The 24,978-nt window shown below is 63.6% G+C and carries 29 protein-coding genes; 7 read left to right on the forward strand and 22 right to left on the reverse strand.

Annotation, left to right across the window (positions count from 1 at the left end; all coding sequences use genetic code 11):
• The first annotated feature begins 15 nt into the window (after nt 1-15).
• Complete coding sequence (locus tag RVY76_RS07915; protein ID WP_317373341.1) at nt 16-1,440, forward strand: protein adenylyltransferase SelO; 1,425 nt, start codon at nt 16-18, stop codon at nt 1,438-1,440.
• 31 nt (nt 1,441-1,471) lie between these two features.
• On the opposite strand, the gene RVY76_RS07920 is transcribed toward RVY76_RS07915, so the two are convergent.
• The gene (locus RVY76_RS07920; RefSeq protein ID WP_317373342.1) at nt 1,472-2,002 is read right to left on the reverse strand and encodes a peptidylprolyl isomerase; all 531 of its coding nucleotides are present in this window, start codon (nt 2,000-2,002) and stop codon (nt 1,472-1,474) included.
• Nucleotides 1,995-2,501: a peptidylprolyl isomerase gene (locus tag RVY76_RS07925; RefSeq protein WP_317373343.1), complete on the reverse strand. Its 507-nt coding sequence runs from the start codon at nt 2,499-2,501 to the stop codon at nt 1,995-1,997. Before RVY76_RS07925 ends, RVY76_RS07920 begins: the two co-directional genes overlap by 8 nt.
• Before the next feature lie 139 nt (nt 2,502-2,640).
• On the opposite strand from RVY76_RS07925, the gene RVY76_RS07930 reads away from it, so the two are divergent.
• Entirely contained in the window at nt 2,641-3,819 is a 1,179-nt protein-coding gene (locus RVY76_RS07930) for a phosphoglycerate kinase (protein ID WP_317373344.1), read from the forward strand.
• Nucleotides 3,820-3,842: 23 nt separating this feature from the next.
• Here the strand turns inward: RVY76_RS07930 and dusA are convergent, their stop codons facing one another.
• The 4 genes from dusA to dctP all read right to left on the reverse strand — a co-directional run bounded on the left by dusA (nt 3,843) and on the right by dctP (nt 7,835).
• Nucleotides 3,843-4,847 carry a tRNA dihydrouridine(20/20a) synthase DusA gene (gene dusA, locus RVY76_RS07935; protein WP_317373345.1) on the reverse strand — a complete coding sequence of 335 codons (1,005 nt, stop codon included), beginning with the start codon at nt 4,845-4,847 and terminating at the stop codon, nt 3,843-3,845.
• A gap of 70 nt (nt 4,848-4,917) precedes the next feature.
• Complete coding sequence (locus RVY76_RS07940; RefSeq protein ID WP_317373346.1) at nt 4,918-6,213, reverse strand: TRAP transporter large permease; 1,296 nt, start codon at nt 6,211-6,213, stop codon at nt 4,918-4,920.
• On the reverse strand, nt 6,210-6,764 hold the full coding sequence (locus RVY76_RS07945; protein ID WP_317373347.1) for a TRAP transporter small permease: 555 nt from the start codon (nt 6,762-6,764) through the stop codon (nt 6,210-6,212). Before RVY76_RS07945 ends, RVY76_RS07940 begins: the two co-directional genes overlap by 4 nt.
• A gap of 63 nt (nt 6,765-6,827) precedes the next feature.
• The gene (gene dctP / locus RVY76_RS07950; protein WP_410795983.1) at nt 6,828-7,835 is read right to left on the reverse strand and encodes a TRAP transporter substrate-binding protein DctP; all 1,008 of its coding nucleotides are present in this window, start codon (nt 7,833-7,835) and stop codon (nt 6,828-6,830) included.
• A 386-nt stretch (nt 7,836-8,221) separates the two neighbouring features.
• Between dctP and RVY76_RS07955 the strand changes: the two genes are divergently transcribed.
• From RVY76_RS07955 to RVY76_RS18705, 5 genes are all read left to right on the forward strand, one after another.
• Nucleotides 8,222-8,650, forward strand: coding sequence for a hypothetical protein (locus RVY76_RS07955; protein WP_317373348.1), 429 nt, complete (start codon nt 8,222-8,224; stop codon nt 8,648-8,650).
• A complete protein-coding gene (locus tag RVY76_RS07960) occupies nt 8,647-9,306 on the forward strand; it encodes a MotA/TolQ/ExbB proton channel family protein (protein WP_317373349.1) in 660 nt (219 codons plus the stop codon). Before RVY76_RS07955 ends, RVY76_RS07960 begins: the two co-directional genes overlap by 4 nt.
• Complete coding sequence (locus RVY76_RS07965; protein ID WP_317373350.1) at nt 9,299-9,691, forward strand: biopolymer transporter ExbD; 393 nt, start codon at nt 9,299-9,301, stop codon at nt 9,689-9,691. Before RVY76_RS07960 ends, RVY76_RS07965 begins: the two co-directional genes overlap by 8 nt.
• The gene (locus RVY76_RS07970; RefSeq protein ID WP_317373351.1) at nt 9,688-10,074 is read left to right on the forward strand and encodes an ExbD/TolR family protein; all 387 of its coding nucleotides are present in this window, start codon (nt 9,688-9,690) and stop codon (nt 10,072-10,074) included. The genes RVY76_RS07965 and RVY76_RS07970 overlap by 4 nt, the downstream gene beginning before the upstream one ends.
• Before the next feature lie 503 nt (nt 10,075-10,577).
• The gene (locus tag RVY76_RS18705) at nt 10,578-11,147 is read left to right on the forward strand and encodes a TonB family protein (protein ID WP_410796025.1); all 570 of its coding nucleotides are present in this window, start codon (nt 10,578-10,580) and stop codon (nt 11,145-11,147) included.
• Between the two features lie 19 nt (nt 11,148-11,166).
• Here RVY76_RS18705 and RVY76_RS07975 read toward each other — a convergent pair whose 3' ends face one another.
• The 16 genes from RVY76_RS07975 to RVY76_RS08050 all read right to left on the reverse strand — a co-directional run bounded on the left by RVY76_RS07975 (nt 11,167) and on the right by RVY76_RS08050 (nt 24,932).
• The gene (locus RVY76_RS07975; RefSeq protein ID WP_317373352.1) at nt 11,167-15,072 is read right to left on the reverse strand and encodes a glycoside hydrolase/phage tail family protein; all 3,906 of its coding nucleotides are present in this window, start codon (nt 15,070-15,072) and stop codon (nt 11,167-11,169) included.
• Nucleotides 15,073-15,510, reverse strand: coding sequence for a peptidase (locus tag RVY76_RS07980; RefSeq protein WP_317373353.1), 438 nt, complete (start codon nt 15,508-15,510; stop codon nt 15,073-15,075). It lies immediately after the preceding gene.
• The gene (locus RVY76_RS07985) at nt 15,507-16,385 is read right to left on the reverse strand and encodes a DUF2163 domain-containing protein (RefSeq protein WP_317373354.1); all 879 of its coding nucleotides are present in this window, start codon (nt 16,383-16,385) and stop codon (nt 15,507-15,509) included. The genes RVY76_RS07980 and RVY76_RS07985 overlap by 4 nt, the downstream gene beginning before the upstream one ends.
• A complete protein-coding gene (locus RVY76_RS07990) occupies nt 16,385-17,017 on the reverse strand; it encodes a DUF2460 domain-containing protein (protein WP_317373355.1) in 633 nt (210 codons plus the stop codon). The genes RVY76_RS07985 and RVY76_RS07990 overlap by 1 nt, the downstream gene beginning before the upstream one ends.
• Nucleotides 17,018-17,137: 120 nt before the next feature.
• The gene (locus RVY76_RS07995) at nt 17,138-17,797 is read right to left on the reverse strand and encodes a phage tail tape measure protein (RefSeq protein ID WP_410795984.1); all 660 of its coding nucleotides are present in this window, start codon (nt 17,795-17,797) and stop codon (nt 17,138-17,140) included.
• Complete coding sequence (locus RVY76_RS08000; RefSeq protein WP_317373357.1) at nt 17,794-17,988, reverse strand: rcc01693 family protein; 195 nt, start codon at nt 17,986-17,988, stop codon at nt 17,794-17,796. The genes RVY76_RS07995 and RVY76_RS08000 overlap by 4 nt, the downstream gene beginning before the upstream one ends.
• Nucleotides 17,985-18,302: a gene transfer agent family protein gene (locus RVY76_RS08005; RefSeq protein WP_317373358.1), complete on the reverse strand. Its 318-nt coding sequence runs from the start codon at nt 18,300-18,302 to the stop codon at nt 17,985-17,987. The genes RVY76_RS08000 and RVY76_RS08005 overlap by 4 nt, the downstream gene beginning before the upstream one ends.
• Nucleotides 18,302-18,715: a phage major tail protein, TP901-1 family gene (locus tag RVY76_RS08010; protein WP_317373359.1), complete on the reverse strand. Its 414-nt coding sequence runs from the start codon at nt 18,713-18,715 to the stop codon at nt 18,302-18,304. The genes RVY76_RS08005 and RVY76_RS08010 overlap by 1 nt, the downstream gene beginning before the upstream one ends.
• 13 nt (nt 18,716-18,728) lie before the next feature.
• The gene (locus RVY76_RS08015) at nt 18,729-19,145 is read right to left on the reverse strand and encodes a DUF3168 domain-containing protein (RefSeq protein WP_317373360.1); all 417 of its coding nucleotides are present in this window, start codon (nt 19,143-19,145) and stop codon (nt 18,729-18,731) included.
• The gene (locus RVY76_RS08020; protein WP_317373361.1) at nt 19,142-19,480 is read right to left on the reverse strand and encodes a head-tail adaptor protein; all 339 of its coding nucleotides are present in this window, start codon (nt 19,478-19,480) and stop codon (nt 19,142-19,144) included. The genes RVY76_RS08015 and RVY76_RS08020 overlap by 4 nt, the downstream gene beginning before the upstream one ends.
• Nucleotides 19,481-20,062, reverse strand: a complete 582-nt coding sequence (locus RVY76_RS08025; RefSeq protein WP_317373362.1) for a hypothetical protein — start codon at nt 20,060-20,062, stop codon at nt 19,481-19,483. It lies immediately after the preceding gene.
• A 122-nt stretch (nt 20,063-20,184) separates the two neighbouring features.
• A complete protein-coding gene (locus RVY76_RS08030; RefSeq protein ID WP_317373363.1) occupies nt 20,185-21,375 on the reverse strand; it encodes a phage major capsid protein in 1,191 nt (396 codons plus the stop codon).
• A gap of 34 nt (nt 21,376-21,409) precedes the next feature.
• The gene (locus tag RVY76_RS08035; RefSeq protein ID WP_317373364.1) at nt 21,410-21,955 is read right to left on the reverse strand and encodes an HK97 family phage prohead protease; all 546 of its coding nucleotides are present in this window, start codon (nt 21,953-21,955) and stop codon (nt 21,410-21,412) included.
• 17 nt (nt 21,956-21,972) lie between these two features.
• Entirely contained in the window at nt 21,973-23,136 is a 1,164-nt protein-coding gene (locus RVY76_RS08040; protein WP_317373365.1) for a phage portal protein, read from the reverse strand.
• A gap of 127 nt (nt 23,137-23,263) precedes the next feature.
• Nucleotides 23,264-24,598 (reverse strand): DNA-packaging protein, encoded by a 1,335-nt coding sequence (locus RVY76_RS08045; protein ID WP_317373366.1) that lies wholly within the window; start codon nt 24,596-24,598, stop codon nt 23,264-23,266.
• Nucleotides 24,519-24,932: a hypothetical protein gene (locus tag RVY76_RS08050; RefSeq protein WP_317373367.1), complete on the reverse strand. Its 414-nt coding sequence runs from the start codon at nt 24,930-24,932 to the stop codon at nt 24,519-24,521. Before RVY76_RS08050 ends, RVY76_RS08045 begins: the two co-directional genes overlap by 80 nt.
• Between the last annotated feature and the right edge of the window lie 46 nt (nt 24,933-24,978).

Genomic DNA, 24,978 nt, shown 5'->3' on the forward strand with positions numbered 1-24,978 from the left:
CGGAAGGAGATTCCGATGACCCTGAGCTTGCCGTTCGACAATTCCTATTCCCGCCTGCCCGAGCGGTTCTTCACGCCGCACCCGCCGACACCCGTGGCGGACCCGACGCTGATCGCGCTGAACGTCGATCTCGCACGGGAGATCGGGCTCGACGCCGACGCCCTTGGAGGCCCTGAAGGGCTCTCTGTGCTGTCGGGCAATGCTGTGCCGGAGGGAAGCTTCCCCCTCGCGCAGGTCTATGCCGGGCACCAGTTCGGCGGCTGGGTGCCCCAGCTCGGCGACGGCCGGGCAGTGCTGTTGGGAGAGATCGCCTCGGACGGGCATCGCCGCGACCTCCAGCTCAAGGGGTCCGGACCCACACCCTATTCCCGGCGGGGCGACGGACGGTCCTGGCTCGGGCCGGTGCTGCGTGAATATCTGGTCAGCGAGGCGATGCACGCGCTCGGCGTGCCGACGACGCGTGCGCTCGCCGCGGTCTCGACCGGCGAGACGGTGCTGCGTGAACGCCCCCTGCCGGGCGCGATCCTTACCCGGGTGGCGCAGTCGCATATCCGGGTGGGCACGTTCCAGTATTTCGCCGCGCGGCGCGATGTCGAGGCGATCCGAGCGCTCGCCGAGCACGTCATCGCGCGCCATTACCCCGAAGCGAACGATCCCTGGGAGCTGCTCGATGCCGTGATCGATGCGCAGACCGACCTGATCGCCCGCTGGATGGGCGTAGGCTTCATTCACGGGGTGATGAACACCGACAACATGAGCGTGGCGGGCGAGACGATCGATTACGGCCCCTGTGCCTTCATGGACGCCTATCACCCCGATCGCGTCTTTTCGTCGATCGACCAGTTCGGCCGCTATGCCTATGCGCGCCAGCCGGATATCGCCGCCTGGAACCTCGCGCAATTCGCGTCGGCCCTGCTGCCGATCCTGGGCCAGGAGAAGCCCGCGATCGAGCGCGCCACCGAGATGATCCACAGCTTTCCCGCCCGGTTCGGAGACAGGTGGCTCGCGATCTTTCGCAGCAAGCTGGGTCTCGCCACCGAGGATCCCGGCGATGCGGACCTGATCGGATCGCTGCTCGACCGGATGGCGTCGGGCAATGCCGATTTCACGCTGACGTTTCGCGGGCTTGCGGATCGAAGCGCGCGGGCCTGCTTTTCGACCCCGGAGGCATTCGACCAATGGGCCGAAGTCTGGGCCGCGCGTGCGGCGCGGGAGAAGACGGACGAGCAGACCCGGATCGACCGCATGGCTTCTGCAAACCCGGCGATCATTCCTCGCAACCACCGGATCGAGGCGGTGATCGCTGCAGCCGTGGGCGGGGATTACGCACCGTTTCACGACATGCACACGGCGCTCGGAACGCCATTCGCGGACAACCCGGATTTCGCGTTGCCGCCGGAACCGAGCGAGATCGTCGAGGCGACCTTTTGCGGAACCTGAAAAGGCGGGCCCGACGGCCCGCCTTCAACAATCAGTCGGTAACGGTCACGTCTTCCATCACGACCACATCGCCCTGCCCGGTCGACGGGATCTGGTCGATGAGTTCCATGCCGGAAGTCACCTCGCCCACCACGGTGTAGTCGCCGTTCAGATGCGGCGCGGGATCGAACATGATGAAGAACTGGCTGTTCGCACTGTCGACCGAATTGCCCGAACGCGCCATTCCGACCACGCCGCGCTCGAACGGAACGTCCGAGAATTCCTGTTCCAGATCGGGCAGGTCCGACCCGCCATACCCGGCGCGCGACAGATCTCCGTCCGCGCGGCCGAACTGAACATCGCCGGTCTGCGCCATGAAGCCGTCGATCACCCGATGGAACACGACGCCGTCATAGGCACCGCGACGGGCGAGCTCGGTGATGCGACCGACATGGTTCGGGGCCACATCCTCGAAAAGGTCGATCGTCACGACCCCGTCGACGCCCCCGCCGAGATCGATTTCGAGGCCCGTGGCGTAAGCCGGTGCCGCGAAGAGAGCCAGCGCGAGGGCAAGCTTATGCATCGGCGGCGACCTTGACGCTTTTCATGCGATCGGGATTCGCGGGCGGCTCGCCGCGTGCGATCTTGTCGACATGCTCCATCCCGGAGATGACGCGGCCGTAGACGGTGTACTGGCCGTTCAGGAAATGGTTGTCGCTGAAATTGATGAAGAACTGCGAATTCGCGGAATTCGGGCTGGAGGACCGGGCGGCCCCGATCGTGCCGCGATCATGCGGCAGCTTGCTGAACTCGGCGGGAAGGTCGGGATGTTCGGACCCGCCCGTGCCGGCGAGCCGGATATTGAAGTCACGCTCGGCATTCCCGTTCGACACGTCACCGGTCTGGGCCATGAAACCTTCGATCACGCGGTGGAAGACGACGTTGTCGTAGGCTCCCGCGCGGGCAAGATCCTTCATGCGCTGCGTGTGCTGCGGTGCCACATCCGGCAGAAGCTCGATCGTCACGGGACCGTCCTTCAGCTCGATGATGATCGTGTTTTCCGGGTCTTTGATCTCGGCCATTCGGCATCTCCCTCGTGGATGGTCGCCGCGGACCCTATGACCTGCGGGCGGCGTTTGAAAGACGAAAGCCGCAAGGCGGCGGTTGCACGCTGCACGGCTACACGCGAAGAACGCGTGACAGGACAAAACGGAGGGCAGCATGGCCTGGAAGGCACTCGACGACATGGATCTAAAGGGCAAGCGGGTCCTGGTGCGCGTGGACATCAACGTGCCGGTCGAAGGCGGCCGGGTGACCGATCCGACCCGGATCAGGCGCATCGTCCCGACCGTCAACGACATCGTGAAAGCCGGTGGCACCCCCATATTGCTGGCGCATTTCGACCGTCCGAAGGGCAAGGTCGTCCCCGGGATGTCGCTGGAGCAAGTGGTGCCAGCCCTGTCGCAGGAACTCGGCCGGGACGTGGTCTTCATCGACGGGGATTACGGATCCCGCGTGTCGGCGCTTGGCGAGGGCGAGGTCGCCCTTCTCGAGAATCTCCGGTTCAATCCCGGCGAAGAGTCGAATGACAAGGGCTTCGCGGAACGTCTTGCGTCCCTTGGCGACGTCTATGTGAACGATGCCTTCTCGGCCGCGCACAGAGCGCATGCGAGCACCGAAGCGCTTGCCCATCTTCTGCCCGCCTGCGCGGGACGATTGATGGCCGAAGAGCTCGGTGCGCTCGAGAAGGCGCTCGGCAATCCCGAGCGGCCGGTCATGGCGATCGTGGGCGGTGCAAAGGTCTCGACCAAGCTCGATCTGCTCGGGAATCTCGTGCGGAAGGTGAACCATCTGGTGATCGGCGGGGGTATGGCGAATACGTTCCTCGCCGCACAGGGCATCGATGTCGGCAAGAGCCTTGCGGAACACGACATGACCGACACCGCGCGCGAAATCCTCGACAAGGCGGACGAGGCTGGATGCGAGATCATCCTGCCCCATGACGTCGTCGTCGCGCGCGAATTCAAGGCGGATGCCGAGAGCGAGGTCGTCGACGCGAAGAAGTGCCCCTCCGACGCGATGATCCTCGATGCCGGACCCGAAAGCGTGGAGCGGATCGGCAAGGCCATGAGCGGATGCAGGACGCTGATCTGGAACGGCCCGCTCGGCGCGTTCGAGATTCAGCCCTTCGACGCGGCGACGAACGCGGCGGCGGCGATCGCGGCCGAGCGGACCCGATCGGGGGAACTGGTATCGGTCGCAGGGGGCGGCGATACGGTGTCGGCGCTCATTAAGGCAGGCGTCGCCGAGGATTTCACCTATATCTCGTCGGCAGGCGGGGCTTTTCTGGAATGGATGGAGGGCAAGACATTGCCCGGTGTCGCAGCACTCGAAAGCTGAAAACAGCGGTGGGGCGGTGGAATTCAGGCCGCCGCCTCACCCACAGCCGCAAGCGCATCGAGAACGAGCGCGCTGTCGGCACCGTCGCGATGTGCGCCTTCCGACAGGATCCGCCGCCAGCGGCGCGCACCCGGAAGCCCGGTGAACAGACCGAGCATGTGCCGCGTGACCTGACCGAGCTTTCCGCCAACGCCGAGATGTGCGTCGATATGCGGAAGCATCGACAGGACGACATCCTCCCGCGTCATGCCGGCATCCGCTTCGCCGAAGACAAGTCGGTCGGCGTCGAGCAGGATGGCGGCAGGGTCGTGATATGCCATCCGGCCGACCATCACGCCGTCGAGACCGCGATCGAGATGGTGCCGAACCTCGTCCAGATTGCCGATGCCGCCGTTGATCGAGATATGCATGTCGGGGAATGCGGCCTTCATGGCATGGACGAGCGGGTAGTCGAGCGGGGGGATATCCCGGTTCTCCTTCGGGCTGAGCCCCTTCAGCCACGCCTTGCGCGCATGGATCGCGACACGTCTGATGCCCCCCTCACGGATCGTCGAGAGAAAATGCGGCAGGATTTCCTCGGGCAGCTGGTCGTCGACTCCGATCCGGCATTTCACCGTCACTTCGCGCGACTGCGCCGCGATCATCGCCGCACAGCATTCGGCGACGAGGTCCGGCTGCTGCATCAGGACCGCACCGAAACACCCCGATTTCACGCGATCGGAGGGGCATCCGACGTTGAGATTGATCTCGGCATAGCCGTGGTCGGCCCCCATCCTGGCAGCGCTGGCGAGTTCCGCCGGGTCGGAGCCGCCGAGCTGCAACGCGACGGGATGCTCAGTCTCGGAAAAGTCGAGCAGATGCCGAGCCCCGCCCCGGACGAGCGCCGGAGCCGTGACCATCTCGGTATAGAGAAGCGCCCGTCGCGACATGACACGATGGAAGGCCCGGCAATGCCGGTCCGTCCAGTCCATCATGGGGGCGACCGAAAGGCGCGCGGCGGCGCGAGGATCTGAATGCGGAGGTGTCATCGGGTCCCGAAAGCTCTGGTGCACGCCAAGCTATCAGCCCGGCATGCATCGCGCAAACGGCACGCTCCGGTCAGCCCTCGTACCCGAGAAGCCGGGGCAACCAGAGCGTGATCGACGGGAAGAAGATCATCAGCAGAAGCGCCGCGACGAGCACCGCGAGGAAGAGCCAGATCTCGCGGATGATCTCGCCCAACGGAATTCGCGTCACGGCGTTGATGACGAAGAGGAGGATGCCGTAGGGCGGCGTGATGAGGCCGATCATGCAGTTGACGATGGCAACGACGCCGAAATGCACGAGGTCGATCCCGAGCTCGCGGCAGGTCGGAATGAAGAGCGGGATGATCACGAGGATGATCGTGGACGCGTCGAGAATGCAGCCGAGAAGCAGGATCAGCAGGTTCACGCTGAGCAGGAAGAGGATCGGCGGGATATCGAGTCCGACGAGCGCATCGGCGACAAGGCTTGGGATGTTCTCGGAGGCGACGATGTAGTTGAGGATCAGGGCACCCCCGATCACGAGGCCGATCGCCGCGGACGACCGCGCGCTTTCCACGAGGATCTCGTAGAACGACCGAATAGACATGGCCCTGTAGAAACCCGCCGCGAGGATGAGCGCATAGAACGCGGCGACCGCCGCGGCTTCGGTCGGCGTCGTGACGCCCCCGTAGATGCCGTAGAGCAGGATGACCGGCATCATCAGTGCCGGAAAGGCGCGCGCGGTGATGCGTGGCAGATCGCTCATGGGAACGGCCGCCTCCAACGCGAAGCCGCGGCGATGTGCGATCCACGCATTGATCGCCATGAGAACGGCCCCCATCAGGAGCCCCGGCAGGATACCCGCCACGAAGAGGTAGCCGATCGAACTGCCCGAGACGAGCGCGTAGAGGACCATCGGAATGGAAGGCGGAATGATCGGGCCGATCGTCGCCGAGGCAGCCGTGATCGCGGCGGCGTAACCGCGCGTGTAGTGGCCCGACTTCGTCATCATCTCGATGATGATGCGTCCGATCCCCGCGGCATCGGCCACCGCCGACCCGGACATGCCGGAAAAGACGAGCGACGTGACGACGTTCACATGACCGAGACCGCCGCGAAAGCGCCCGACGATCGCCACGCAGAAATTGAGGAGCCGATCCGAGATCGATCCCGCATTCATGATATTGGCAGCGACGATGAAGAGCGGAACCGCGAGCAGGATGTAACTCTGGTAGAGGCCGTCCATCAGGACCTTGCCGGCGATGCCGATGCTGCTGCCCGCGGCCCAGAGATAGGCGAAGGCACCGATGATGATCGCATAGGCGATGGGCGCGCCGATGGCCGCGATGACGAGGATCGTCGCGAGGCACAGGAGGAAGGCGAAACTCATATGTCGGTACGTCCTTCCTGAGGCTCGTCCACCCCGTGGCGGAAGGCCGACCAGACCTGCCAGAAGTATCTGCCCGCGACCACGACGAGGAAGAGGATGTAGATCGCATAGATGTCGCGCATCCTGATCCAGCTTCCGAAAAGATCCCCGAGCGTCGCGGTCTGCTTGAGGCGCAGGATAGCGAACCGGTCCCACGTGGGTGCAATGGAAAGGAGAAGTCCGATCGCGATCACGAGGCCGGCGAAGATCGCGAAGCCGCGCCGCACACGCGACGGCACCGCATCGTAGAGAATATCGAAGGTCACGTGGTCGCGGCGGCGTACGACGAAAGCGTTGCCCCAGAAGACGAGCCAGACCCAGAGGGCGAGGCAGAATTCGAGCGTCCAACCGTAATGCGACGCTTGGAGGAAGGGGGCGTAGTCCCCGACCCATCCGAGCCGCGCCAGGTACCGGACCAGCACCTGAAGCACGAAGGTCGCGAACATCAATCCCATCATGGCGGCCGCGACCCCGTTCGCCGCCGCCATGCCGTTTCGCGCAAGATCTCTCATGACAGGTCCTTCGCCGCACCGATCGTCGGGTTGCGGACGATCATTCGCCCGCAACCCGCTTGATCATTCGCCGAGCGCGTTGATCCGGTCCAGAACGCCCTCGGGCCAGTCCTGCGAATACTCGGAATCGGCATAGACCGATTGGACATGTTCGCGGAACGCGGCGATGTCGGGCTCGTAGAGTTCGAGCCCCTGCTCGCGCAGGAACGCCTCGAGCTCTTCCTCCCTCGCGAGTTGCGCCTCTCGCGCCGAGGTCGCCGCATCGGTGGCTGCCATTTGCAGCGTTTCCTGCTGCTCGGGCGCAAGGTCTTCCCAGACAGCCTGCGACAGCGCGATGTAGTTGAGATCGACGAGATGCGACGTCAGGGCAATCTGTTCCGTGACTTCGTAGAACTTCGAATCGACCACCGTCGGGATCGGATTGTCCTGCCCGTCGATCGATCCGGTCTGCAGCGCGGTATAGACCTCCGAGAATGCCATTGGCGTCGGGTTCGCACCGAGCGCGCGCCCGAGGAACTGCCATGCGTCGTTTCCGGGCATCCGGAGCGTCACACCCTGGAGGTCCTCCGGGGTCATGATCTCACGCTCGGACCGTGGGAACCGAAGATTGACGTGGCGCTTGCCGAGATACATCACGGCGAGCAGCTTGACGCCGAGCTCGTCCTCGACCTTCTGCTTGAACGGATCCATCAGCTCGTCGTCGAAGACCCGGACCTGATGGTCTGCATCCTGATGGACGTAGCCGGTCGCGAAAATCGAGAATTCGGGAAAGAACGTCGCCAGTTCCTGCGCCGAGGTGATCGCCATCTCGAGGTCACCGGTCGCGATCGCCTCGAGTTCGGTGCCCTGGGCCATGAGAGAGGCGTTGTAATGCGGCTCGTAGGTCGCGAATTCCGACACGGCAGGCGCAAAGACCTCGTCGAGGGCAACGGTACGCGCATCGCTTTCGGTGGCCGGCGTCGACATGCGCAGCGTGACCTTGTCCTGCGCCAAAGCGGCCATCGGCAACGAGGCGGAGATCATCAATGCACCGGTCACACTCAGCACATTTCTGCGGGTCGTATTCATCATGAAGGCTCCTCCCAGATTTCCTACAGCTTCCGCCCGATCCTGCGATCGTGACACGGCCACCCGATCGGTAACATGTCGGCAACATGTTGGCAACGACGATCCCGTCGAGGTCCTGCGGCCGAAGCCAGGCGAATGCATTCTGAGAGGTTAGTATAGGGATATTCCGGCGTGGCAACGGCTAGAAGGTCGGCTGGCAGACCAATCCATGGGAATGGCGGTTCGGAGCCCGCATGGCTGCTTGTTGGCAGCAGACTTGACGACGGCCTGCTCCCCGCAGTGGCAGCTTCATCTTCCTGTCCTTGCATTTCAGTTACACCGAACGTAAAGCCGAGTAAAAGCGTCAAGCATAGGGGCGCGCAAGCTATCTGCCGTTCGGAGGATCGCCCATGAACCACCTTTCCACCCTCGCCGCGATCGCGGTCATTCTCGTCCCGCACGCCATTGCCGCACAGGAGGTCGAAGCCGTCGCGGGGCTCTCGGTCGAACTCAATACCACCGCGCCCGCACAGAATGGATGCACCGTGTCATTCGTCGTCCGGAATGGATACGACGCCCCGATCGATCAGGCCGTCTTCGAAACGGTCATCTTCGATTCCGAGGGCCAGGTCGATCGCCTCACGCTCTTCGATTTCGGCGACCTTCCGGCCGGGCGGACCCGCGTACGGCAATTCACCCTTTCCGAGATTTCCTGTGACAATATCGGTCAGATTCTCGTCAACGGCGCGAGCACCTGCGAAGCACCCCAGCTTGGCGAAGAAGCCTGCATGGACGGTCTGAATCTGGAAAGCCGGTCGGATGTGGAGCTGATCGGATGAATGCCATGGTTCAGGGCTTTGCGGATGCCGCGGCGCTCGGCGGCCCGGTCGTGCTGCTGCTCATCGTGATATCGGTGGTGACGCTCGCCGTCGTGCTCTACAAGATCTGGCAATTCTGGCAAAGCGGCGTCGGCCGCCATGCAGCACTGCGTCGCGCGGTCGCGGCCTGGGACGAAGGCGATGCCGCCCGCGCGCGCGGCGAGCTTGAAACATCCCGCAGCTATCTTGCGCCCGTGATCGCCATGGCGTTCGACGCGCCCGACGATCGCGCAGTGGATGCGCGCCTCGAAGCGGAAGCGGAAACGCGGTTCGAGCGCCTCGAACGCGGTCTGCGGTTTCTCGACGCGGTGGCACAACTCGCACCCCTTCTGGGATTGTTCGGAACCGTGCTCGGCATGATCGAGGCATTCCAGTCGCTCCAGGAAGCAGGATCGCAAGTCGATCCCTCCATTCTTGCGGGCGGCATCTGGGTCGCGCTGCTCACGACGGCCGCGGGGCTTGCCGTGGCCATGCCGACGGCGCTGATCCTGACCTGGTTCGAAGGCCGGATGGGATCTGAGCGCGTCATCGCCGAGCGTGCGGTCTCGACCGTCCGCGCCCCGTTCGGCCGACATTCCCCCAGTTTTGCGGGCGACGCGTCCTCGGTCCATGCGTAGGGCCGAACGCAGAAGACGCCGCCTGTCCATGACGTCGTTGATCGACGTCATCTTTCTCCTGCTGCTCTTCTTCATGCTCAGTTCGACCTTCTCGCGCTTTGCCGAAGTGGAGCTGTCTTCGGCCAGCGCGGGAGAGGCCGTCTCGTCCACGACGCGACCGCTTTTTCTTCAGCTCTCTCCAAACCGCATCAGTCTGAATGGCACCGTCATGCCACTCGACGGTCTTGCGACGGCGTTGCGCGATCGCACGTCGTCCTCCGCCGAAACTGTCCCCGTCCTCGTTTCGCTCGGCGACGACACGACGGCCCAGCGCCTTGCCGATCTGCTCGTCGTCATGAGCGCCGTCGATGGTGTCGCGCCGACCATCCTCGGTTCGGCCCGATGAGACGGGTACGGCAATCGCAGCAGCGCGAACCGACGATCGCGCTTATCAACATCGTCTTTCTGATGCTGATCTTCTTCATGGTTGCGGGAACGCTGTCGCGGCCACTCGACCCCTCTTTGACGCTGATCGACACGGCCGATCTCGAAGGACGTGCGCCGCCCGACGCGCTCGTCGTTCATGAAGACGGGCGGCTTACCTATCTCGGGGCAGAGCTCGGCTCCGCTGCCGATTTCATCGAGGCGCGAGACGAGACGGACCTCGCCGAGGTTCGCGTGTTGCCGGACAGGGCCCTCGATGCGCGGATGCTGGTCGCGTTGGGACGCGACCTGCGCGCCGCCGGAGCCGAACGCGTTCTGATGGTTACCGAGCGGGTGACCGAATGAACTTCGCCGCCCCCAAGCTACTGGCAGTGGCCACGTCCGTCGTTCTTCACGGTGCGCTTGTCGCGACGTTCCTCGACGCTGCGCAACCCGCCAGAATGGAGGGCGGAGGCAGTACAAGCGAGGCCAGCCTCGGGACGAGCTTCGCCGATATGTCCACGGGCACGATGACTGCCGAGACCGCAACCGCGACGACGGAAACCATGGTTCCGTCCGCCACCCCGGCAGCGCCCCAGGAAACCACGGCTGCCGATCCCGTAACTCCGCCGACCCGACAACCGCTAGATCAGGCGGAGAGGCCTGAGGCTTCGCGAAGTGAACGCGCTGTCCCGACCCAAGAAAAGCCTCTTGCGTCAGAAGTCGTCGATTCGGCAGCATCGTCCGACCCGGACCCGATCGCACCGGACCGCCCGGATGCGACGACCGCCCTTCCGTCCGAAGACACCGCACCCGTCGATCCACAGCGACCGAGTACAGCGGAACCTACCGTTCCGAACCCGGCAGAGATGATCGAACCACACGATGCGACAAGGGCCTCAACTCATGGAAACCCGACCTCGGAAGACCTCGAACCCGGCCGCGTCCTTACCTCCCCTCGCCCATCCGCGCGCAGTGCCGAGTTCGAGGACCGCCATCGCCGTGAAGACCCTGAGCAACCGACCCGCCGTGCCGAGCGAACGCAATCGCCACTGGCCCAGCCGAGCCGGGGCAACAACGAGCGCGTGAACGCGCAAGCCGGGTCATCAACCGGACGCGCGGAAGCACCCCGGTCACAAACTGGCCAAGGTGGCGGAAACAGTCGAGAAGCCGGAAACGCCGCAGCATCGAACTACCAAGGGCTCGTGAACCGTCAGATTTCCAGCATTCCACGCCCAAGGATCGGAGCCCGGGGAAGCGCGTTTATCTCGTTCAGCATATCGAACAGCGGCACCCTGGCTGGCCTCAGCCTCGTGAGAAGTTCGGGATCTGCAGTACTCGATAACGCGGCGCTGCAGATCATCAGGCGAGCGGCTCCTTTTCCACCACCGCCGACCGGCGCACGAACGACCTATCAGATCGCCATCGAAGGACGGTGATCGGAGGAGCCGCCGCCCCTCAGTCGATGACGATGCGACGAAAGGGGCCTGGGCCGACGCTTATCGAATTTTGGGCCACCTCGACGACGAATGGCCGCGTAACGCCATCCGATTTCCGCATCTCCGGGGAATAACTCCAGTGCGGCGCATCGACGGTCTCGGTCCTGATGACATGACCGTCCTTCGAGATCCGCAACGTGTAGCTCTCTCGATCCTCACCGAGTGGCACGTCGATGCCGCTCCAGCTATCTCCGTCGAGCCGGGTTCTCCGAATCCAGGACAGCTCGATACCGCCCTCATTTCGGCTTGCGCGAAGGTGAACGGGCGCGAAGGGCCTAAGCCCTGCGGCCTCGAATTCTCTTCGGTGCAACCGGTAGCTCGGATCGGATATAGGCTTCGATGCAGGGCCGACGCGGTAGAACTTCTCGAGCCCGCGCTCCGTGGCCTTCACACCGATCTGCTTCAGGTTCGCCCCCAGCAGCACTACCCGCGATCCCGCGGGCCAGTTTGGCGGCATGATCGCATCGGTTCCCAACTGCCCGCGAAGCCGATACGCAACCTCGTAGGTCCGCGGACCCACGAGACGCGCATCCCTGAACTGTAGAACCTCCCAGTGATCCGCGTCGGGCAGCCCTATCGCCATTGCGTTTCCGCCGGCATGAAGAGCCGCGTCCGAGATGCTTTCCAGATCGCCGCGCACGAAACGAATGCGAAGCGGTTCGCCACGATCCGGTCGATCCGGCAGGGCCGCTCCCAGCGCAGATTCCGTAACGCCGATGACCGATGGACCGGCAAGCGTCGTATCGAGCCGGTATCCCGCATCTTCGGGTGCAGAGAATATGTTGACCGCTCCCGCCCAGGGCCGCTGGGTCGCAGCGACATAGGGTGCATGCGGAATATCGTCCGGCGTCAGGATCGGAAGATCCATGAAAAGCACTTCGGGAGGAGTCGGGGCAGTATACCTGCGAACCCGAACATGATCTTCGACTGCAAGGCTCGGCTCGTAGATCTCCGGCTCGACCCGCACGGCATCGATCAACTGCCCGTCAGCCTGATCGACATGATCGATGCGAAAGCGCCCCCCCGCGATCTCGACCACATCGCCCGCGCCGATACCGAGCATGGAAGGAGGCAACGCGAAGCGCAACCGGTCGCGCGCGATCCGCGTTTCCGCGAGCCAGCGCTCGGTCGTGGCGCGCGCCTCCCCGCCGGTCATCAGGATCGGAAGCTCCGATTGCGAGACCCCGATTGCGCGGTCTCCGGGAAAGACCGCCTCGGCCGATCGTATCTCGAAGTCGTTGTCCGCCCCGACGTAATTGAGTTTCAGCCGTCCGACACGCTCCGCCTCGGGAGTGCGGATCGACACGACATCGCCATCGAGATCGCCATTCAAGGCCACGAGCGCCTCGTCCAGTCGCGCCGCGACCCGACCGTCGCGCGACTGGAAGAGCAGCCGGCCGTCCCGCTCGATCGCATCGAAGCCGAAACCGAGCATGAGGGGCTGTAACGCCTGTCGCGCATCACCGAGGTCGTTGACCTGATACCCTCTCAGCACCCCGTGCAACCTGCCAAGCTCCAGGGCATCGACACCCGATCTTATGCAGACTTCGCGCACGACCGATGCAAGCGCGCGATTGCTCGACCGTCCCGTGATCCAATGTCCGCGCGCATAGTTCGCCGCATCGTCCCAGATCTCCGGATTTCCGGGAAATTGCGGATACGGCCGGGCATCCCATGCCCAGACATGCGCCCGGGACATGTCGACCATTGGTCCGCCATAGAGGGACGATACCGGATTGACCTCGGGGTTGCGCCAGAACTCATGCATCGCCCGGAGATACTGAAGTTGCATGTAATCGTCGCGGCGCCCGTCAGAGTATCTCGGGAGCGAAGATTCGGAGGATTTCGGGTCCAGGAACTTGTTCGGTTGATTGGTCCCCTTGTCGATCGCCGCGCATCCGAGTTCGGTGAACCAGATCGGCTTGCTCTTCGGGATCCAGGGCGACGCCTCTCCGTCTCTCTTGCCGTTCGTCCGACCGTGATGCGGCCGGGACCACCAGCTCAGCAGATCCTTGTAGCGATAGACCCATGGCTCTCCATACGATCCATCGGTGATCGGCGTTCGTATTTGGTCGCGCGCATGATCCGGGGTGGCATAGAACCAGTCGTAGCCTTCGCCCCCCATGACGTTCTTTTTTAGATAATCGAGATTGTAGATCGATCGGTATTCGGCGTCGGCATGGTCCTCTTCGGCACGCCAGTCCGAAAGGGGCATGTAGTTGTCGATGCCAATGAAATCGATATTCTGATCGGCCCAAAGGGGATCGAGGTGAAAATGAACATCCCCCGATCCGTCCTGCGGGTGATGCCCGAAATACTCGCTCCAATCCGCAGCGTAGCTGATCTTGGTTTCCGAACCGAGGATCGAACGAACATCGGCAGCCAGACGGATCAGTTCGTCCACTGCGGGAAACCCGTGTGTTCCACGGATCGACGTCAGCCCCCGCATCTCCGATCCGATGCAGAAGGCATCGACGCCGCCCGCAAGGCGGCAAATATGGGCATAGTGAAGGATGAAGCGTCGATATCGCCAGGCCGCAGGACCGATATACGAGACCGTCCTGTTGGCCGCGTCTGCTTCGAAATCGCCGACATCCGCGGATCCGAAGAATGCGGAGACCGCTGTCTCTGCATCTTCGCTACCGTCCTCGCTGCCGAGCGTTCCCGGTGCCTGATCGAGAGTGATCCGACCACGCCACGGCAGCGCCGGTTGCTCCTTCCTGCCATAGGGATCTGGTAGCGCATTGCCGTCCAGTTGCTCCATCAAGATAAAGGGATAGAACATCACGGCCTGCCCAGCGGCCTTCAGCGCCTGGATCGCCTCGATGACCGAGGCGTCGGCGGGCGTGCCGCCATAGACGACCGAGCCGTCGCGCCGCGGTACTTCTGACGCCTGCTCGCGTCCGATACCACCCGCCCGCCATGCCATCTCGACCCCGTCATGCACCTTCTGCTCGACCTTCGGTGCGATCGTGCACCGGCCGCACCGGAGGTCGTCCCCGAACCATGACACGATGAGAGAGGTCGATCCGCAGAGCGGCAATTCACCCGTCAGCGCGTCGAGCGAAACGGCAAAGTCCGTCCGCCCGGATGGAGTGTTCACGTTCTGATACGCGCCTTCACCCGGCCCCAGGTCGATCCTCACCGGCGTGGTTGCGAGCGCGTACTCCCCCGTGCCGGGCATCAGGGCCACGGCCCTGACCTGTCGGCTCATATCGGTTAGCTCGGGGCTGTCGTCCTCCTGCCCCGGCCGGATGACCTCGAACGTGAATTGCGGCAGACGATTGCCGTAGGGCGTCAGATCGAGATTCTCGATCACGACATAGGCGAGTCCCCGGTAACCCGGGACATTGCCGACCCCCTCGAATGCCTCGATGACCGGATCGGGATGCTGATCGGCGCGTCCTTCATAGACCCGCAGGTCGAGCGTCGTCCGGTCGGCCTCTCGGCCGTCCGCCCATATCCGACCGACCCGACCGATTACCCCCTCGCAAAGGCCCAGGGCGACGGAGATCGAATAGCTGTAGTGTCGAACCTCGGGTGACGCAGGGGCCCCCTTTCCTCCTCCTCCGGTCGTATCGACATGCTCCTTGAAGGGCGACGCCCATATGACCTGCGCCCCGATCCGCATCCGACCGAAGATGCGGGCGATCGGGTGACCTTCTCCCGCCCCGGTCAACCGCAAGCGGTCCACGCGACCGACATCGACGGGGTCGCTCCCGGTACCCAGCACGGATTGGTCGACAACCCTTCCAAGCGTCGCCCCGACTGCGCGGCCGACCAGTGCCGATCCGACGCCGATGACGCCCCCTCCGAAGGAAGCACCCGCTGCCGCTCCGGCCGCCGCCAGAATGATCGTAGCCATCTAATGCTCCCTCGTCGGAAATTCGTAACGCGCGACGACGCGACGCTTCCACGGCTGCGAAAGCGGAGATTCGATGACACCGTGTCCGCTATAGGCATGGATGAAACTCGGCCCGTCCGCGGTGCTCGCGACGATACCGAGATGCTTGGCGATCCCGGCGTCGCGCATCCGGAAAAGCAGGATCTGACCCGGTATCCATGTCCCCCCGATGGCAGGCCTCAAGAGGCGGTCCGCCTCGCGCCACATGGTTTCGTCGCCTTGCGGTTCGGACCAATCGTGCGTGTAGGGCGGCAAGATCACCGGCTCGGGCCCGACGGCGTCCCGCCAAACGCCCAGAACCAAGCCGAGACAATCGGCACCGGCCCCGCGACAGCTTGCCTGATGCACATACGGAGTGCCGATCCAGGTCCTTGCGGCATCGACGATGAATGCCGTCATCGATCGCCCCTCTCGCCATCACCGCTCCGCGGATAGGCCATCAGGAAATCCTCACCGGGCAGATGGGGGAACCCCTGAAAATTGACGGTGTTCGAGAATTTCTCGCGGCAGCAGGACAGGCTCTTGTCGCACCCTGCCGTCAGACGAACCCGGTCGCCTGTGCGAAGCGATCCCCGAATGCTCTCCCAAAGATCGATCTTTCGGCCGCTGCCGGTCAGGATGTCGTTCTTAATGACGCGCGCATCGCCCGCTGCGCTGCCCGTCAGCACACGCAGCGTTCCGCGTTCAAACCAGCGCGGAGCGTAAGCCGCGAGCCGCTCAAGTTCGACGACGATCCCGCCGCGAAGCCGCTGGATTTCTGCCTCTACAGACAGGTCACGACGCGACAGATCCACCCCGCATGCGGTGTCGCCCAGGATCGCGGCGCATGGTGTCTGGTAGATCCTGCCCTGAGGCTGATTGAGCGCCTCGGTCAGTCCCCGTAATTCGGCCGTGAACGCCCCCCCCGAACGGCGGATCTCTCCCACTTCGCCGACAAAGAGCGGATGGCGTTGCGAAGCGTTACGCCAATTCACCAGCCATGCTTCGATCGTCGCACCATCGAACCGACCGGCGAGAATGTCGACCTCGCTGATCCCCGCACTGCTCAAGATGCCCACCGCTTCCGAATTGTCGACGGCGAGACCTGTCGTCTGCTCGAGGTTGCGGGCCGAAAGTCCCTCATCGGGTCGGAAGGTCGTGCCGTCGAAGGTCAGGGAAAGATCGTGATCGGTGAACCCCAGGACGATCCCGTCAGCGCGCTTGACGCGCCAGCACCTGCAAAGCGTGGTGGTTCCCGAACGCAGATGGTCGAGCAGATCCTTGTCCAACGACATCAGATGCGAACCTCGACAACGGGAATGTCCGGGATCTCACCCGCCTGAAACGTCGCGATCGACGTGGCGATGCGATCGGTATCGAACCTCACCGGGATGTCGAATTCGAACCCCGCGGTGATCTTCGCTCCGGCCTTCGGCGCAGCGTCGAACAGGACCCGACCCGTTTCAAAATCGACTGAATGGCCTTCGCCCACCTCCAGCCGCTCGCCATCGATGCCGATCCTTACGCTTCCCGCGACCGGTTTCTGGATCGGCCTGACATAGGCCGCGTCTCCCTCTCCGTAAGCCTTCGTCAGCTGGAACTCACGCGTCGTTCCATCGGCAATCCCGATCTGCTGATCATCGCTCGCAATCTCGGATCCGGCAGGGCACGATCTGAAGTCCGACCAGTCCTTCCACCTGAACCCATGCAGCTGACCGCGTCGCGCCTCGAAGAACGCGATGACCTTCTCGATATCCTCAAGGGATCTGAGCCCGAGCCCCGCATCGAACCTGCGGCGCGAATGTGCCCATGGCGTATTGCGCTCTTCGAACCCGTTGGCGAGCGTCACGATTTCCGTTCGCCGTTCCGGCCCGCCAATTGCACCGAAGCTCAGATCGGTCGGAAACCTTACATCGTGAAATGACATTGTCGGGGACTCCTTCTCCATCGCCGCGGCAGCAGGCAGCCGCCGCGGCGGGCCGTATGATCGTTCGAAGTTTGCGGGATCCGATCTCTCCGCGCGGTCCGCACGGATCGGGCGCAACGATCAGCGATTGCGCTGACCGCGGGCAAGCGCGCGGCTCATCTGCGACGCGATCTGGCTTTGCGAACGCCGGAAACCTTCCGCATCTGGCGTCGAGATGTTCATCGTCACGTGAACGGGCGCACGCCCGCCCCCCGCGATGCCGAGCCGTCCATCGGCCCCGCGCTTCAGCGGGACGATCGCTTCGGGCCCCGCTTCGCCCATGAGGCCCTGGCCGCCGCGCATGGGAAAGCGCGTCGCCTGGGAAACGACGCCACCCTTCGCGAACGGCATCACCTGTCCCTGGCTGAAGGCACCGCCATCGGCGAACGGCATGACCCTGCCCAGGACGTTTTGCAGTCCCGCCGACAAAAGACCGCTTGCCTGCGACGTCGCCGGCGTAACGGCCGTCTTGAAAGTGGCATCGATCATGCTTCGGGCGACGCCCTTCAAGGCATCGCTCAGCTTGTCCCCGTCGAAGACGAGCCCCTCGAAGCTCTTCTTCAGGCCTTGCGACAGCCCCCGCGACAGCGATCCGACCTCGCGCCCCGTTTCCGCCACGGTGGACCCCATGGCCCTGACTTCGGTGTCGAACGCGTCGAGCACGACACGCGTCGATCCGATCGTCCCCTCTATGGATTGCAGATCGGAATCGAGACCGTCCAAATCGAACTCGTCCATCATATCCGCCTCTCGTCTGGAAATGCTGCCGAGAGCTCGGCGAGCCGTTCCCGCCCGAGCGGCATGGGCCCTGCGTCTAGCCCCATCATCAACCAAAGCTCGGCGGGCGTCAGCGCCCAGAACTCCGCCGGTCGCAGACCTAGGGTACGCATCCCCGCGCGCATCAGCCCCGGCCAGTCGAAGGTCGCCTTCATTGCTCCGGCCTCGCAAAGGCACGCGCAAGCAATCGACCCGCGACCCGCGCGGCCTCGATCGGTCCTCCTGCGATCTCGACACTCAGAAGGTCCTCGACATCGCCCCGCCATCCCCCACCGCGCAAACCCGCAACGACAAGATGGAGGGTATCGCGGCTCGAGAAACGCCCCTGTTCGAACCGCTCGACCAGTGCCAGTAGCGAGCCGTCACCCAGGCGCCCTTCGAGCTCGGCCAACGCGCCGAGGGTCAGTTTCGCGACATGACGTTTGCCGTCGAGGATCAGCTCGACCTCACCTGCATGCGGATTGGCCATCAAAGCGCCCGGAATTCCAGTGCGCCCGCCGACGACAACGAGAGCTCGTACGTGGCCTCTCCGTTGTGGTTGCCGGCATATTCGACCGACGAAACCTGGAATGGCCCTTCCATCACTCCGAAATCGGGAACGATCACCTGGAATTTCGGTGTCGTGCCGGCAAAGAATATCTGGCGCGTCCGCTCGTCGGTGTCGGCATCCTTGAAGATCCCGGACCCCGAGATCGACGCCGATTTGACGCCCGCACCTCCAAGCAATTCGCGCCAGCCGCCTGTGCTTTCGACACTCGTCACATCGACCTGTTCGGCATTGAGAGAGAGCCGCGTCGCCCGAAGCCCGGCGATCGTCTCGAAATTGCCTTGTCCATCCAGATCGAGCTTGATGAGAAGATCCTTGCCGTTCTGTGCTACCATGTCCGTCACTCCTCTATGCCATCGTGTCCGACACCTGCGCCCGAAAGCGCAGGTCAATCTGTCGTTGGTCGCCCTTGCCTGCACGGCGCGCCTGCGCCTTGAGAAACCATAGACCGACCAAAACTCCGCGATCGAGATCGAGCTGCCCGGCCAGCAGCGCGTCCGAAATCATCGCAGCCGCCTGCTTCGCTCGGTGAAAGCCGGGCTGATCCGCGATCACGGAGACGGTGAAGTCGTGCCACGCTCCGAACGCGTCCTTGTCGGATCGGTCGAGAACCGTTTCCTCTCCGAGCGTCACGTAGATCGGGGGAAGGATGCCTGTCGGCACCGCATCGTAGATCGCTTCGTCGACGATGTCTCTCAATGCGGCCGTGTCTGAGAGTCGCCGGTAGATCGCTTTCTGAAGCGAAGCGGCGATCGCATAGGTCATGTCGCCAGTTCCTCCAGTGCATTGCAGTCAAGATATTTCGAACCGTCCCGGCTTTCGGTCACGGCGACGATCTCGAAGACCCGCATCCCGTCGCGAAATCTCTGCCCGACCTTCGGTCGCGACGGGGCACCCTGCGGTGCGGCGCGCACCGTGATGCGAAGCGGCACGCGGCTCATCTCCGCATCCAGCCCCGAGACATCCCTCCCCGACCCTGCCTTGACCTGTCCCCACAGATTGCCAAGCTTCTCCCAGTGCTCGGTATATCCGCCCTGACCGTCCGCGACCCTGTGCGGCGTCTCGAGTGACAGGTTGCGTGCGAGCTTGGGGCCGCTCATCTAGAATCCCCCCAAGAGGCGACGCGGCCGATAAGGGGCGAGCATGCTCTGAACACCGGGCGAGATCGATCCAAGCGCGGTGCGATCCTCGTAGTGAGATGCGGCGAGCATCATCGTAGCGAGGGAGAGGTCCGCCGGAATTTCATCCCAGCCGGTGCCGTATCCAGCGTGAAACCGGATCTCCGCATGACCACCGACCGGGATCTGCGGCAACGCGAAGCCGCGGGCGACAAGTTCAGGCCGGTGGATGTCGCGCTCGATACCGTATCGGTCAGGCTTGATGAGATGGTGTGTCGCGTCGGCGTCCACGATCGTCAGCGCGTCCAACCGGACGACCGGCGCACGGGGAAGGACAGTCCGGCTCAGATCGCTCCAGGCATGCGCGATACAGATGAAGTCGCGCGCCAGAAGGGCCTTGCCGCAGAGCATCTCGACCTGCGCGATGGCGGATCTCAGCGTCCGGATGAGGATGAGGTTCTGCGCGTCGTCGTCCGAGAACCCGGTGCCAAGGTGCAGATGATCACGGAATTGCTCCATGGGCAGATCCGCGTCCGCGATCCTGGTCGGCTCTGTCAGATACATTATGGTGTCTCCCGACGCGGCAATCGGGTCCGATCGTCACGTCTTGCAGTACATCGATTCGGCACGTCTCCGACCGCCCGGGCTCGGCTTCGATCCCGGGCAGCCGTTCGGGTTTGGTGGGCTCAGCTCGTCGCGAACTTCAGCAGCTTGATCGCCGCGAAATCGCTGACGTCGCCTCCCACGCGCTTCGTCGCGTAGAAGAGGACATGAGGCTTCGCGCTGAACGGATCGCGCAGGATCCGAAGATCCGGGCGTTCCGCTACGGTGTAACCGGCGGCGAAATCTCCGAAAGCGATCGAGAGCGAACCGCTGGCGATGTCGGGCATGTCCTCGGCGATGAGAACCGGATAGCCGAGCAGCCTTGCCGGTTCTGCGGCGGCAAGCCCGTCGGACCAGAGGAACCGCCCGTCGCCATCCTTCATCTTGCGCACCATGCCGGCCGTGCGGGAATTCATGACGAATGTCGCGTTGGCCCGGTACTGCGCGCCCAGCGCATAGACGAGATCGACGAGCGCATCCGCATCCTCGAATGCCGCATCCTTGCCGGTGGCGACGTAACCGAGGCTTTGCCAGGCCCAGCTGTCGTTGGGGACCGTTGGGTGGCTCAGGATCCCCCGCGGCTTCTCGTTTCCATCGCCCACGATGAAGGCCGCGGCTTCGGCCCGGGCGAACTTGTCGCCGATCCGGGCGGCAAGCCATCCCTCGATATCGAACGCCGCATCGTCCAGAAGACGTTGCGATGCCTTCGGCAGGGCGGAAAGCTCGTGCAACGGAATGCTGATGCGATCGATCTGCGGCGTACCCGTCTCGTTCACGGAACCCGTTTCCGTCGCCCAGCCAGCCCCGACATCCGTCGTGTCGATCAACACGTCATACGCAGTCGATTCCACATTCACGACATTCGAGATCCGGCGGATCGACGCGGTGTTGCGCAGCACCGTCTGCACCGACGCGCTGGTCTGCGGATCGACAAGGTATCCGCCATCGCCCGCGACCGCGGTATTGAGGCCCTTGCTTTCGATATCGAGCCCGCGCAGCGCATCGTCGTCGCCGCAGCGGATATAGGCCTCGAACGCCTTCTGGTGCGGCGCGCCGGTATCGGCGGCATTCGTGGCGAGTGCCGGCCGGCCTGCGATCCTGGATTTGCGGTCGAGAATGCTCATGCGTTGTTCCTGCTGTTGCATCTTTTCTGAAATGTCCGTCTGGAACCCGCGCAGTTCGCGCACGAAGTCCGTCATCGCGGTCTTCACCTGAAGGATCGGGTCGAATTCCGATTGATCCTCCACTCGGGGTCCAGTGTCGCTTCTGCTCATCTCAAGCTCCTTTCTGCGTAGTCTTGGCCGCGGCTCAGCCACCGGCGAGATCCCTTGCGGCATCCCGAAAGATCGCCGCGATGCACTCCATCGGTCGTGGGTCGAGGACATCCGCCTTGGCCGATGCGAGACGTGCCTCGGCCAGCATCGGAAACGTGACGAGCGAGACTTCCCAGAGTTCGAGCTCCGTCAGGACGCGACGGCCCTTCTCGTCCCTGCTCGCCCGGCGGGTCCTGTAGCCGATCGACAGACCGTCGATCGCGCCCGCCTGGACGAGGGCCTTCGCCTCCCGACCTCGATCGACCTCCTCGATGATCCGCCCCCGCACATAGAGGCCGGTGGCATCCTCCCGGACCTCGTCCCAGACGCCGATCGGCTGCGACGGATCGTGCTGCCAAAGCATCTTCACCCGCGACTTCCGCGCGGCGAGCGCCTGAAGAGACGCGGCATAGGCACCCCTCGCGACCACATCGCCACCCTGGTCGAGTTCACCGAAAAGGGACGCATATCCTTCGATCAGGCTTCCATCCGTCACGGTCAGGTCACTCGTCGAGGAGCAGAACTTTCTCTCCAGATCCATGGCTTCGCTCCCTTTCGTCATTCACTGGCCAGTCCGAGCATCGCCCGCTTCTCGGCATCGGTAAGAAACTCAGCCTCCGCGATCCGTCGCCACTGGGCGTCGCGCTCGAGCGCTAGTGCCGGAATTTGGTCGAGATCGACCCGCAGTTCCGTTTCCTCGTTCGCGAAGATCGACAACCAGTGGCTCATCGCCGCCACGACACGGTTGGCGAGTGGCAGAACGGTGAGCCGATAGAATGCCCGGTTCGCCTCGGCGTAATTCGCGTAGGTCGCATCGCCCGGGATCCCCATCAGCATCGGCGGAACGCCGAAGGCCAAAGCGATCTCGCGCGCGGCCGCCTCCTTCGTCTGCTGGAACTCCATGTCCGAGGGCGAGAATCCCATCGGTTTCCAGTCGAGCCCCCCTTCGAGAAGCATCGGTCTACCGGCATTTCTCGCACCTTGGTGATGGGCTTCCATCTCGCTCACGAGCCGGTCGTACTGCTCGGGTGCGAGAAGCCCGTCACCACCCTGATAGACGATCGCCCCCGATGGCCGCGCCGCATTGTCGAGCAGCGCCTTCGACCATCGCGATGCGGAATTATGGACGTCGAGAGCGGTCGCCGCCGCCTGCATCGGCGACAGACCGTAATGATCGTCCTGGGGATGAAAGCTCTTCACATGGCAGATCGGCGATACGCCGTTCACGACGTCGAACCGGTGCTTTCGCCCCCCGACCGAATAATCATAGGCAACCGGCCAGCCATCGGCCCCCGGAACGATCGAGATCCGATCGGATCTTAGCACGTGGAGTTCAACGGGCAGTCCGCCATCCCCCACCGCCTCGACGAACCCGTTTCCCGACAGGAGGATCTGTCCGAACAGCGCCTCCAGAAGCTCCGCGCGCCCCTGCGCGTTGTTCGGTCTCCGCACGAGGGTCAGCATCGGATGGGTCTCGAAACGACCTTCCTCGCCGTAAAGGACCAGAGGCAGCGCAGCCGCGGCCTCTGCGATCATCTTCACGCAACGAAAGCCGACCGGGTTGCCCTGAAAACCGTTCCGCGTCAGCGATGCGGTATCGCGCGGTGTCCAGGCAACCCTTCCGGAGGCCCCGTAGGCGATCGCCGGCACGTGCAGCGCGCTCGTCGCGCTGGCCTTCGCCTCATTGGGGCCATCCTTCGCCCGCTTCGTGAATCCGAACATCCGCCGCTCCTTCGATCGGTCCGCAAGGCATGACTTCTCCGTTCGCGCGCAGCGCGTTCGTCCAGAAAGTCCGCCGATTTGAATTCTGTCGCCCGGTCCGGCTGAGGGACCGGGCCTTCGGTTGAGACTAGATCCGCCGCATGTTCGGCGCGGCCTTCCGCTTGAGGAGCAGATCGGTCAACGCCCAGACCAGCGCGTCGACTCGATCCGGACTTCCGAACCCATCGAACCCGTGGATCGTCATCTGCGTCATCTGCGCCTCCAGTTCATGCATTCTCGTAAGGTGCTTGACGCGTCCCTGCTCGTAGAGCGCCGCCACCGGTTCCGCACGAACAGCCTTACCCCGTGTGGCGTGAACCCCCCGGTAACTGACCGTACGGTCGAACTGGCGGATGACGGTCTCGACCAGATCGCCACCCTGGTTGACCTCCGCAACGAGACGATCGGCCTCGTACCTCTCGTAGGCCGAAATCGCCGCCTTCGCCCATCCGCTCGGGCTCAGACCTTGCACGCTGCAATCCTCCAGAACCACGGCAAGGCCATCGGACGTCACTCCAACGACGACGATCCCGCAGGTATCGGCGGATCTCCCGCCACTGATCGGCGGGTCGACCGCGACGACGATGCGGTGCAATTCCGGCAGGGCCGTGATCCGGTTTCGATCGAGGATCGCATGCGTCCACAACGCCCCCTCGATATCCTCCAGCAAGCGTCCCTCGAGTTCCTGCTGACCAAGCCGCGTTTGGCCATAGCGCTGGACCGCCTCCTCCAGAAACGACGCGGAAAGATGCGCGCGATTGTCGAAGGTCGTGGCCCGGGTGACGACGGTGCTGCTGGCACCAAGCACCCGCTTCAGCACGTCCACGTTGCGCGGCGTGGTCGTCACGCATTGCTTCGGTGCCTCGCCCAGGCGGAGGCAGAACTGAAGCATGTCCCAGACGGTCGCGCCCTTCTTCCACTTCGCCAGCTCGTCGACCCAGGCCGCGTCGAATTGCGGGCCCCTCAGCGCCTCGGGCTCATGCGCGGAAAAAATCTGCGCCTGCGCACCGTTGGGCCAGACCAGCCGCTTCTTCGTGGGTTGCCAGACCGGCCGTCGGTCGGGCGGAGCGCATGCCATGATCCCGCTATCGCCGAAGATCATGACATCGCGCACCTGATCGAGCGTTTCCCCGACCAGCGCGACCCTGCGTGCCTTTCCCGGCATCGCCGGCTTCGGCCCCTCGACGACCGACCTGATCCACTCCGCGCCGGCGCGCGTCTTTCCTGCGCCCCTGCCACCCAGAATGACCCATGTACGCCAGTTCCCTTCTGGCGGAATCTGGTGATCGAGCGCCCAGAAATCGAAGAGAAAGGGCAGCGCCAGCAACTCCTCGTCACTCAGGTCATGTAGAAACCGCTCCTGACATTCGAGCGTTCCGGATGCGATCAAGTCGGCTCCGGATCTCAGACCGCACCCTGTCATAGTCGATTCCGGTTTCTGAAGCGGGACCCTGCTGCTTGTCCTCGAGGTCATTCAACCGCTTCCTTTCGTCATAGATGATCTGGATCGTCTTCGAGACCATCGACACGATCCGCCGTGTCTCGCTTTCCGAGTATTTTTCCGACGAACGGATCGCCGATTTCATATCGTGAAGATCGACCAGAACATCCTCGTAGTTTTCGACTGCAATTCTGAGCAGATCGCTGATATTCCGATCGCCCTTCGAGCTACGTTCGGTTTCATACCGGCCCTTCATCCACACCCCGCTGCAACTGCCCGTGGAAAAAAGAAAACGGCAAAGGGGAAAACCCTTCACCGTTTCTCGTCATTTTCAGCACTTGCACAGAATTAAGCCGACGGCA

This window comes from Palleronia sp. LCG004 (assembly GCF_032931615.1).
Classification (GTDB): Bacteria; Pseudomonadota; Alphaproteobacteria; order Rhodobacterales; family Rhodobacteraceae; genus Palleronia.

What these genes read in the sequence shown, in the direction of transcription:
- dusA (WP_317373345.1), bottom strand. Translation starts at nt 4,847, where the DNA reads ATGACACCTCCGCATTCAGATCCTCGCGCCGCCGCGCGCCTTTCGGTC.
- RVY76_RS18705 (WP_410796025.1), top strand. Translation starts at nt 10,578, where the DNA reads ATGATCGAACCACACGATGCGACAAGGGCCTCAACTCATGGAAACCCG.
- RVY76_RS07930 (WP_317373344.1), top strand. Translation starts at nt 2,641, where the DNA reads ATGGCCTGGAAGGCACTCGACGACATGGATCTAAAGGGCAAGCGGGTC.
- RVY76_RS07985 (WP_317373354.1), bottom strand. Translation starts at nt 16,385, where the DNA reads ATGTCGTTGGACAAGGATCTGCTCGACCATCTGCGTTCGGGAACCACC.
- RVY76_RS07995 (WP_410795984.1), bottom strand. Translation starts at nt 17,797, where the DNA reads ATGATGGACGAGTTCGATTTGGACGGTCTCGATTCCGATCTGCAATCC.
- RVY76_RS08015 (WP_317373360.1), bottom strand. Translation starts at nt 19,145, where the DNA reads ATGACCTATGCGATCGCCGCTTCGCTTCAGAAAGCGATCTACCGGCGA.
- RVY76_RS08040 (WP_317373365.1), bottom strand. Translation starts at nt 23,136, where the DNA reads ATGTTCGGATTCACGAAGCGGGCGAAGGATGGCCCCAATGAGGCGAAG.
- RVY76_RS08000 (WP_317373357.1), bottom strand. Translation starts at nt 17,988, where the DNA reads ATGAAGGCGACCTTCGACTGGCCGGGGCTGATGCGCGCGGGGATGCGT.
- RVY76_RS07955 (WP_317373348.1), top strand. Translation starts at nt 8,222, where the DNA reads ATGAACCACCTTTCCACCCTCGCCGCGATCGCGGTCATTCTCGTCCCG.
- RVY76_RS08025 (WP_317373362.1), bottom strand. Translation starts at nt 20,062, where the DNA reads ATGTATCTGACAGAGCCGACCAGGATCGCGGACGCGGATCTGCCCATG.
- RVY76_RS07990 (WP_317373355.1), bottom strand. Translation starts at nt 17,017, where the DNA reads ATGTCATTTCACGATGTAAGGTTTCCGACCGATCTGAGCTTCGGTGCA.
- RVY76_RS08030 (WP_317373363.1), bottom strand. Translation starts at nt 21,375, where the DNA reads ATGAGCAGAAGCGACACTGGACCCCGAGTGGAGGATCAATCGGAATTC.
- RVY76_RS07960 (WP_317373349.1), top strand. Translation starts at nt 8,647, where the DNA reads ATGAATGCCATGGTTCAGGGCTTTGCGGATGCCGCGGCGCTCGGCGGC.
- RVY76_RS08035 (WP_317373364.1), bottom strand. Translation starts at nt 21,955, where the DNA reads ATGGATCTGGAGAGAAAGTTCTGCTCCTCGACGAGTGACCTGACCGTG.
- RVY76_RS07940 (WP_317373346.1), bottom strand. Translation starts at nt 6,213, where the DNA reads ATGAGTTTCGCCTTCCTCCTGTGCCTCGCGACGATCCTCGTCATCGCG.
- RVY76_RS07965 (WP_317373350.1), top strand. Translation starts at nt 9,299, where the DNA reads ATGCGTAGGGCCGAACGCAGAAGACGCCGCCTGTCCATGACGTCGTTG.
- RVY76_RS07920 (WP_317373342.1), bottom strand. Translation starts at nt 2,002, where the DNA reads ATGCATAAGCTTGCCCTCGCGCTGGCTCTCTTCGCGGCACCGGCTTAC.
- RVY76_RS07980 (WP_317373353.1), bottom strand. Translation starts at nt 15,510, where the DNA reads ATGACGGCATTCATCGTCGATGCCGCAAGGACCTGGATCGGCACTCCG.
- RVY76_RS08005 (WP_317373358.1), bottom strand. Translation starts at nt 18,302, where the DNA reads ATGGCCAATCCGCATGCAGGTGAGGTCGAGCTGATCCTCGACGGCAAA.
- dctP (WP_410795983.1), bottom strand. Translation starts at nt 7,835, where the DNA reads ATGATGAATACGACCCGCAGAAATGTGCTGAGTGTGACCGGTGCATTG.
- RVY76_RS07975 (WP_317373352.1), bottom strand. Translation starts at nt 15,072, where the DNA reads ATGGCTACGATCATTCTGGCGGCGGCCGGAGCGGCAGCGGGTGCTTCC.
- RVY76_RS08020 (WP_317373361.1), bottom strand. Translation starts at nt 19,480, where the DNA reads ATGAGCGGCCCCAAGCTCGCACGCAACCTGTCACTCGAGACGCCGCAC.
- RVY76_RS07970 (WP_317373351.1), top strand. Translation starts at nt 9,688, where the DNA reads ATGAGACGGGTACGGCAATCGCAGCAGCGCGAACCGACGATCGCGCTT.
- RVY76_RS08045 (WP_317373366.1), bottom strand. Translation starts at nt 24,598, where the DNA reads ATGACAGGGTGCGGTCTGAGATCCGGAGCCGACTTGATCGCATCCGGA.
- RVY76_RS08010 (WP_317373359.1), bottom strand. Translation starts at nt 18,715, where the DNA reads ATGGTAGCACAGAACGGCAAGGATCTTCTCATCAAGCTCGATCTGGAT.
- RVY76_RS07915 (WP_317373341.1), top strand. Translation starts at nt 16, where the DNA reads ATGACCCTGAGCTTGCCGTTCGACAATTCCTATTCCCGCCTGCCCGAG.
- RVY76_RS07925 (WP_317373343.1), bottom strand. Translation starts at nt 2,501, where the DNA reads ATGGCCGAGATCAAAGACCCGGAAAACACGATCATCATCGAGCTGAAG.
- RVY76_RS07945 (WP_317373347.1), bottom strand. Translation starts at nt 6,764, where the DNA reads ATGAGAGATCTTGCGCGAAACGGCATGGCGGCGGCGAACGGGGTCGCG.